Origin of the sequence: Gallibacterium anatis DSM 16844 = F 149, from assembly GCF_000379785.1 — a bacterium.
Taxonomy (GTDB): domain Bacteria; phylum Pseudomonadota; class Gammaproteobacteria; order Enterobacterales; family Pasteurellaceae; genus Gallibacterium; species Gallibacterium anatis.
The window spans coordinates 1-8,237 of sequence record NZ_KB903747.1 but is presented as its reverse complement, the minus strand read 5'-3'; the positions used below and the strand labels follow the sequence as shown (position 1 = coordinate 8,237).

11 protein-coding genes and 1 pseudogene are annotated in these 8,237 nt (G+C 40.0%); 3 read left to right on the top strand and 9 right to left on the bottom strand.

Going from position 1 to position 8,237, the window contains the following annotated elements; genetic code table 11:
• Window positions 1–224 precede the first annotated feature (224 nt).
• The 9 genes from iscX to trmJ all read right to left on the bottom strand — a co-directional run bounded on the left by iscX (window position 225) and on the right by trmJ (window position 6,527).
• Window positions 225–419, bottom strand: coding sequence for a Fe-S cluster assembly protein IscX (gene iscX, locus A3EO_RS0111470; protein ID WP_018347250.1), 195 nt, complete (start codon window positions 417–419; stop codon window positions 225–227).
• 1 nt (window position 420) lies between these two features.
• A complete protein-coding gene (gene fdx / locus A3EO_RS0111465; protein WP_018347249.1) occupies window positions 421–759 on the bottom strand; it encodes an ISC system 2Fe-2S type ferredoxin in 339 nt (112 codons plus the stop codon).
• A gap of 20 nt (window positions 760–779) precedes the next feature.
• Window positions 780–2,633 (bottom strand): Fe-S protein assembly chaperone HscA, encoded by a 1,854-nt coding sequence (hscA, locus tag A3EO_RS0111460; protein WP_018347248.1) that lies wholly within the window; start codon window positions 2,631–2,633, stop codon window positions 780–782.
• Between the two features lie 18 nt (window positions 2,634–2,651).
• Window positions 2,652–3,170: a Fe-S protein assembly co-chaperone HscB gene (gene hscB, locus A3EO_RS0111455; protein WP_018347247.1), complete on the bottom strand. Its 519-nt coding sequence runs from the start codon at window positions 3,168–3,170 to the stop codon at window positions 2,652–2,654.
• A 33-nt stretch (window positions 3,171–3,203) separates the two neighbouring features.
• Window positions 3,204–3,527, bottom strand: coding sequence for an iron-sulfur cluster assembly protein IscA (iscA, locus tag A3EO_RS0111450; protein ID WP_018347246.1), 324 nt, complete (start codon window positions 3,525–3,527; stop codon window positions 3,204–3,206).
• Between the two features lie 50 nt (window positions 3,528–3,577).
• The gene (gene iscU, locus A3EO_RS0111445; protein ID WP_013746572.1) at window positions 3,578–3,961 is read right to left on the bottom strand and encodes a Fe-S cluster assembly scaffold IscU; all 384 of its coding nucleotides are present in this window, start codon (window positions 3,959–3,961) and stop codon (window positions 3,578–3,580) included.
• 12 nt (window positions 3,962–3,973) lie between these two features.
• Window positions 3,974–5,188, bottom strand: a complete 1,215-nt coding sequence (locus A3EO_RS0111440; protein ID WP_013746571.1) for an IscS subfamily cysteine desulfurase — start codon at window positions 5,186–5,188, stop codon at window positions 3,974–3,976.
• Between the two features lie 32 nt (window positions 5,189–5,220).
• Complete coding sequence (gene iscR, locus A3EO_RS0111435) at window positions 5,221–5,691, bottom strand: Fe-S cluster assembly transcriptional regulator IscR (RefSeq protein ID WP_013746570.1); 471 nt, start codon at window positions 5,689–5,691, stop codon at window positions 5,221–5,223.
• Window positions 5,692–5,780: 89 nt separating this feature from the next.
• Window positions 5,781–6,527: a tRNA (cytosine(32)/uridine(32)-2'-O)-methyltransferase TrmJ gene (trmJ, locus tag A3EO_RS0111430; RefSeq protein WP_018347245.1), complete on the bottom strand. Its 747-nt coding sequence runs from the start codon at window positions 6,525–6,527 to the stop codon at window positions 5,781–5,783.
• 145 nt (window positions 6,528–6,672) lie between these two features.
• Between trmJ and suhB the strand changes: the two genes are divergently transcribed.
• From suhB to A3EO_RS0111415, 3 genes and pseudogenes are all read left to right on the top strand, one after another.
• Entirely contained in the window at window positions 6,673–7,473 is an 801-nt protein-coding gene (gene suhB, locus A3EO_RS0111425) for an inositol-1-monophosphatase (protein WP_018347244.1), read from the top strand.
• A 293-nt stretch (window positions 7,474–7,766) separates the two neighbouring features.
• A complete protein-coding gene (locus A3EO_RS0111420) occupies window positions 7,767–7,979 on the top strand; it encodes a hypothetical protein (RefSeq protein ID WP_018347243.1) in 213 nt (70 codons plus the stop codon).
• Window positions 7,980–8,005: 26 nt separating this feature from the next.
• Window positions 8,006–8,237, top strand: a pseudogene (locus tag A3EO_RS0111415) (IS1595 family transposase); the annotation flags it as partial.

Sequence of the window (8,237 nt, the reverse complement as noted above, 5' to 3'; positions counted from 1 at the left end):
GGTCTTTTGGAACGAGTTGTTCGAGACTTATCATCTCGATTTCATATTGGAGTGAGGGTGTATTTTTGAGCATAGGCATTTCCTTTTTTCGATATGCCTATTAGATCAAACCTCTAGAGGTATGTCTAGAGGTTTGTCAGCAGTCTGAGGTGCTTATTAGCACCTTTTATCCTATTGAATTTATCGTGAATATAAGCAAATTCTCTATTTTAGATCAAAACAAACTACTCAAATTCATCTAACCAACACAAAAAAATCGCTTCAAGGATTTTTTCATTTGATTTCTCCGGATCATCATCAAACTCTTCCAATTCACAAATCCAACGGTGCAAATCAGTGAAACGAACGGTTCGCGGATCAAGATCAGGAAAACGATCATACAATGCTTCTGCAATTTGCTGTGAATCTTGCCATTTCATCTTAATGCTCCTCTTTCGCGTGGTTAATGGTGTAACGTGGAATCTCAACCACCAAACCCTCATCGCCGACAATGGCTTGGCAACTTAAACGGCTATCCACTTCCAACCCCCACGCTTTATCCAACATATCGTCTTCCAAATCTGAGCTTTCATTCAATGAATCAAAACCCTCACGCACAATCACGTGGCAAGTTGTACAGGCACACGATTTTTCACAAGCGTGTTCAATCTCAATTCCGGAGCGTAAAGCGGCATCTAAAATGCTTTCGCCAGTTTCAGCATCAATAACCATTCCTTCCGGACAATGTTCTTCATTAGGTAAAAATACAATTTTTGGCATACTGTTTTCCTTTTATTATTTTATTCGGTAAATTGCTCAACCGAATGACCGGCCAATGCTTGTTTTATCGAATTATCCATTCTTTTAGCAGCAAAATTTCGAGTCGCTTGATCTAATTGTTTAATGCCTTCTGCAATTTTTTGGCTATCTTCCTGATGCTGCAACTGTTCCAATTTTTCTACCGCCATTCTGACTTCCGCCAACTCCTGCTCATTTAATAATGCCGCATCTTCCGCCAATGCACTATACACATTCTCCAATACGCGCGCTGCCTCAACTCGCTGCTCTGCCAATTCACGCGCTTGCATATCCGCTTTAGCGTTTTCGTGCGAAGACTTAATCATTTGTGTAATTTCTTCATCAGTCAAACCGTAAGACGGCTTCACTTGAATTGAAGAATGAACGCCGGTAGATTTTTCCATCGCCGTTACACTCAGTAAACCGTCGGCATCCACTTGATAAGTTACCCGTACGTGTGCTGCACCTGCAACCATCGGAGGAATACCTTTTAAACTGAATCTGGCTAAAGAACGGCAATCCTGTACCAGTTCACGTTCACCTTGCACAACGTGCACCGACATTGCAGTTTGTCCATCTTTAAAGGTCGTAAATTCCTGAGCTCTAGCGACCGGAATTGTCGTATTACGTGGAATAATTTTTTCCACCAATCCGCCCATTGTTTCAATCCCGAGCGATAACGGAATGACATCCAACAACAACATTTCACTATCAGGCTTGTTGCCAACTAAAATATCCGCTTGAATAGCTGCACCTAGTGCCACTACTTTATCCGGATCAATCGATGTTAGAGGCGCTTTTCCGAAAAATTCAGCGACCTGTTCACGCACAAACGGCACGCGAGTAGAACCGCCCACCATTACCGTTTCAATCACTTCATCAACAGAAACGCCGGCATCCTTCAATGCACGACGGCACGCTAATAAAGTACGTTTTACTAATGGCTGGATAAGACTATTAAATGTTGCTCTCTCCATCACAATCGAATGATTGTTTAGATTGACTTCAACTTTTTCCGCTTGTGTTAAATCGATTTTTACTTGGGTAGCTAGATCCAATAAACGGCGTTTTTCTTGATCAGTTGAAGCAATAAAATCTGCCTGTTGCGCTAAATAATCCGCTAGCAGATGGTCGAAGTCATCGCCACCGAGTGCTGTATCACCGCCGGTTGCCAACACTTCAAAAACGCCCCTGCTTAAACGAAGAATGGAAATATCGAACGTTCCGCCACCAAGATCGTAAACCGCAATCACGCCTTCCTGTCCGCTATCCAAACCATAAGCAATGGCGGCGGCAGTCGGTTCATTTAATAAACGCAACACATTTAAACCGGCTAAACGTGCTGCATCTTTTGTGCCTTGACGCTGTGCATCATCAAAATAGGCAGGCACAGTGATCACACAACCAACCAATTCACCGGCTAAACGCTTTTCTGCCAATGAACTTAAACGGCGTAAAATATCGGCTGATACCTCAATTGGGCTGCGAACGCCTTGCTGAGTAACAATCATCGGCAAGCCGTTTTCACTCGCTTGGAAACGATAAGGTAAATTCGGGTAACGGCTCTGCACATCCACCAAACTACGTCCAATCAGACGTTTTACAGAAATAATTGTATTATGCGGATCTTGTCCGGCATTCGCTTTGGCTTCATAGCCAACCATCGGTTGTTCCGCGCCATAATAAACAACGGAAGGAATTAATGCGCGCTCCTTTTCATCTAACAAAATATCCGCTTTACCGCTGCGCACAGTTGCAACCAATGAATTGGTCGTACCGAGATCAATGCCGACAGCTAATCGAGTTTGATGCGGAGCAGCACTTTGTCCGGGTTCCGCAATTTGTAATAATGCCATTTACCTTATTTCCCACTGTTAAAAATCAAATAATTTTTCTTCTAAACGTTCAATTTCTTGTTGTAATTTTCGGATAAACTTTAATCTATCAATAGTCTGTTTAGTACTATTCCAATCCTGCCGTTCAATGCTATCCGACAAAGTCTTGATATTTTCTTGATAACTTTTCTGCACTTGTGAATTAAGCTGCGCCAGCAACGCCTGATCCTGCTGTTGCTGTGCTTGTTCAAGCTGTTCACGCAATTCCATTTGCTGCATTAAAAACTCAAGATCGTGTGTAGTATTTTCACTGTCCACCGCTTTATCTAAAGCTAAAGAAAGAATCGCTTCTGCGCGTAGAATAGGATCTTTTAAGATCTGATAAGCGTCATTCACTTGTGTTGATTTCTGCAGAGCCAAACGCTGTTCCTGTTCGCTCGCTGTTGAAAAATTATCCGGATGTAACTGCTTTTGCAATTGCAAATATTGTTGAGATAATTGTGTCGGATCGATTTGAAAACTTACCGGCAATGAAAATAGTTCAAATGGATTAAACATAATTTTTTCAATAACTTAGAATTCTATCAATACTTATACGTGAAAACTTTCACCACAACCGCACTGATCTTTGACATTAGGATTAGTAAATTTAAAACCTTCATTTAATCCTTCTTTCACAAAATCGAGCTGTGTGCCGTCCAAATAGACCAAACTTTTATTATCGACAATAATTTTTACGCCGTTGTCTTCAAAAACCTGATCATCTTCATTCAATGTATCAACAAACTCTAAAACATACGCCAAGCCGGAACAACCGGAAGTTTTGATACCTAAACGCAGCCCAATTCCTTTGCCTCGATTCGCTAAAAAATCTCTTACACGCTGTGCTGCACTTTCGGTCAATGAAATTCCCATCGTAATCTCCTAAATGAGCAAGGTGCTATCTCACGATAGCACCCAAAAATTTATTTACTATTTTTTGCTTTATAATCGGCAATTGCTGCTTTAATCGCATCTTCTGCAAGAATTGAGCAGTGCACTTTTACCGGCGGCAATTCAAGCTCAGCAGCAATATCACTGTTTTTAATTGCTTGCGCTTCATCCAATGATTTGCCTTTTACCCATTCGGTGATTAATGAGCTGGAAGCGATCGCAGAACCACAACCGTAAGTTTTGAATTTAGCATCTTCGATAATGCCGTTATCATTCACTTTAATTTGTAACTGCATTACATCACCACACGCCGGCGCGCCAACCATACCGCTACCGACTGCCGGATCTTTTTTATCAAATGATCCGACATTACGTGGATTTTCATAATGATCGATTACTTTTTCACTATATGCCATAATTTTCTCCTATTAATGTGCAGACCATTCAACAGTGCTAAAATCCACGCCTTCTTTATACATATCCCAAAGCGGTGAAAGTTCACGCAATTTAGCGACTGCTTTTTTCACTAAATCAATGGTGTAGTCAATTTCTTCTTCAGTGGTATACCGTCCTACGGTAAAACGAATTGAACTATGTGCCAACTCATCATTTAAGCCTAAAGCACGCAAAACATAAGACGGCTCTAAGCTGGCAGAAGTACAGGCTGAACCGGATGATACTGCGATATCACGCAATGACATCATTAAAGATTCACCTTCGACATAATTGAAGCTCATATTTAAATTTGTGCCGACACGATGTTCCATTGAACCGTTGACATAAACTTCTTCAATATCTTTTAAACCGTTGTATAAACGATCGCGCAACGCAGTCAAACGTGGCATTTCAGTCGCCATTTCTTCTTTGCAGATACGATATGCTTCACCCATACCTACAATTTGGTGAACCGGCAATGTACCTGAACGCATTCCTCTTTCGTGACCACCGCCGTGAATAATCGCCTCTAAACGCACACGTGGTTTACGGCGTACATATAATGCACCAATACCTTTCGGCCCATAAAGTTTATGCCCCGACATAGACATCAAGTCTACTTTCAATTTTGATAAATCAATCGGTAATTTACCAACGGATTGTGTCGCATCAACGTGGAAAATAATCTTACGTTCACGACAAATTTCACCAATTTTTTCAATATCTTGGATCACACCGATTTCATTATTTACGTGCATAATTGACACTAAAATGGTGTCATCACGCATTGCCGCTTTAAGTTCATCCAAATCGATTAAACCGTCTGATTTCGGAGATAAATAAGTGACTTCAAAGCCTTCGCGCTCCAACTGGCGGCAAGTATCCAAAACCGCTTTATGCTCCGTTTTTGAAGTAATGATATGTTTTCCTTTGGTTTGATAAAAATGCGCCGCACCTTTAATTGCCAAGTTATCAGATTCAGTTGCGCCGGAAGTAAACACAATCTCACGAGCATCCGCACCGATTAAATCTGCAATATGATTACGCGCGACATCCACTGCTTCTTCAGCTTGCCAGCCAAATTTATGCGAACGTGATGCCGGATTACCGAATGTTCCGTCAATGGTTAAATAATCCATCATTTTTTTTGCAACACGTTCATCGACAGGGCAAGTTGCCGCATAGTCTAAATAAATAGGTAATTTCATTTTCACTCCGATTAATTCGTTAAGCACGTTGCTTAACTTTCTATACTTTCGAGATGTTGCTGTACGCTGATCTCAGCGCGATAACGCTGCTGCATTTTTTCTTGTTGAGAACTGACCAATTCAGCGACAGTAATTTCATTTAAAAAATCTTCGATACGATCACTTAGTTTTTGCCATAATGAATGGGTTAAACATTGAACGCCATCCTGACAATTTCCTTTGCTTTTACATTTTGTGGCTTGGACATTCTCATTTACTGCAGAAATAATCATACCAATCGAAATTTCTTCGCTGGCATAGCCCAATTGATAGCCACCACCAGGCCCACGAGTACTTTTAACCAAACCGTGACGACGTAATTTCGCAAATAATTGTTCTAAATAAGAAAGTGATATTTTTTGACGTTCAGAGATATCCGCTAAAGTAACAGGGCCGCTGCCTGCATTTAACGCAATATCTAAAATTGCTGTCACTGCATAACGCCCTTTTGAAGTAAGTTTCATCGCAAATTCCCTAACCTTGTTAAAACGTGGGAAATTTTCACATAACCTACTAAAACAGTCAAGTATTATTACGCCGTTTTTAACTATTGCTATTTCCGATGATTTTCCGTTATCACTTTTTCTACTGCGGTCAACATTCCTTGCAGAATATTCAGTTCATTACGTTGAATTGCTGTTCTCAAATACAAACGGCGTAATTTTTTCATTACCGCACTGTTTTGAATAAAACCAAGTTGCTGATAAATCTGTTCCGTTTTATTAAAGAAATATTCTAACTCCTCTGCTACCACGCCTTTTGCCGGTATCTCTGCAACTTGTGAATGATGTAATTGATAACCTTGCTGTTTTTGCAAATACGCCATTCTTACTTCATAACTGACTAATTGCACCGCCATCGCTAAATTTAATGAAGAATACTCAGGATTTGCTGGAATATTAAGATGATAATGACATTTCAACAGTTCCTCATTAGTTAAACCGATCCGTTCACGACCAAAAACAATTGCCACTTTTCCTTGTGTCGAACGTACAATCGCCAACTCCCCACAATCTCGCGGCGTTACAGCAGTGGTTGACAGGTGTCTAGCTCTCGCACTGGTACCAATTACCAATGAACAATCAGCAATCGCCTCTTCAAAAGAAGGGACAATATGAGCCTGTCTAACTACATCATCCGCTCCAGCAGACAAGGCAATACTTTCTTCATTAGGCTGGACTTTTGGTGAAACTAAATAAAGTTGAGATAATCCCATCGTTTTCATTGCTCTCGCCGCAGAGCCGATATTCCCCGGATGAGATGTTTCAACTAATACAATTTTGATCTGATCTAATGACATAATGAAACGATTGGATAAAAATAATGGCGGATTTTAACATATTTTCCTTAAGAAAATGACTCGCAATTTAAACCAACATTCCCTATAATGCACGCCGAAATTTATCAAACTTAAATCCGTTCTTTAAAATCCAGTGGAGAAAATAATGAATCCAATGTTAAATATTGCCATTCGTGCTGCACGAAAGGCAGGCAACATTGTTGCCAAAGGTTTTGAGCGCCGAGATGAAATCGAAACCAGAGAAAAAAGTGCTAATGATTATGTCACCAATATAGATCGCGCCTCTGAAGCTGCCATTATTGATATTATTCGTAAATCTTATCCAACCCACACCATTATTGGCGAAGAAAGCGGTGCGTTGGAAGGCGATAACGAAGTGCAATGGGTTATTGATCCGCTGGATGGAACCACTAACTTTGTAAAAGGTTTACCGCATTTTTCCATTTCAATCGCTGTTCGCGTTAAAGGTCGTACTGAAGTCGGCGTAGTTTATGATCCAATCCGTAATGAATTGTTCACAGCGGTTCGCGGCGAAGGAGCGAAGTTAAATGAATATCGCTTACGCTTGGATAGCCGTACCGAATTAAACGGTGCAATTATTGCTACCGGCTTCCCATTCAAAATCAAACGCTATATTCCTGTTCATCTTGAAATGATCGGCGCATTAATCGAAGAATGTGCTGATTTCCGCCGCACAGGTTCAGCTGCATTGGATCTTTGCTATGTAGCATCAAGTCGTATTGACGGCTATTTTGAAATGGGATTGAAACCTTGGGATTGCGCAGCAGGTGACTTAATTGTTCGTGAAGCCGGCGGTTTAGTAACCGATTTTGTCGGCGGACACAACTACCTCAAATCAGGCAATATTGTCGCCGGTGGTTCTCGTATCACCAAACAAATTCTTACCAAACTACAACCTTGTTTAACTCCCGAGTTAAAAAATTAAAATAAACTCTCAATCAGGGCGTGTTTTCAAAAATACGCCCTTTTTTATTTCTAACGTTTACCCACGCTTATTCTTCCCTTTATTAGAGGTTAGACCAGAAATTAACGCCTATCTAATAATATAGAGAATTAATCAATTTACTGATATAGTTAGGTTACTATTTTTCACCTTTTATAGGTATTATATAAAAATTCATTTTTCAACTAACTAAGTTAATCTTTTCAACCACAAAACTGAAATAACTTAAGTAATAACACATTTTATTTTTCGATTTTTGCCCTTGGGAGGTATTAATGTTCGATTCTGGAATCGAGACTGTAAAAGAGACAGTGCTTTCACTAAAAGAAAAAGTAACTGGAATAGATTTTGATGCAATCAAAGATAAAGTCGTTTCATTAAAAAACACGGTTTCAAATATTGATTTTAATCTGGTTAAAGAAGATATTTCTTCTTTAAAAAGCAATGCGTTATCCATCGCAGCATCGGATTTTAAGGGGCTGAAGTAGATTAGCACTTATGCTAAGCTACAAAAATGAAGATAACCAATTGTAAACTAAAGAAATCTATACAAAGAAAACTGCTTGAATTTTTTGTATTAGAAGTAACAGCACGATCAGCAGCAGATTTGCTTGGCATTNAAGCCAATACTGCCATCTTGTTTTATCGAAAAATTCGTCTCGTTATCAGCCATCATTTAGCACTACAAGCACATGAACTTTTCGATGGCGAAGTAGAGTTAGATGAAAGCTATTTTGGTGGTGTGC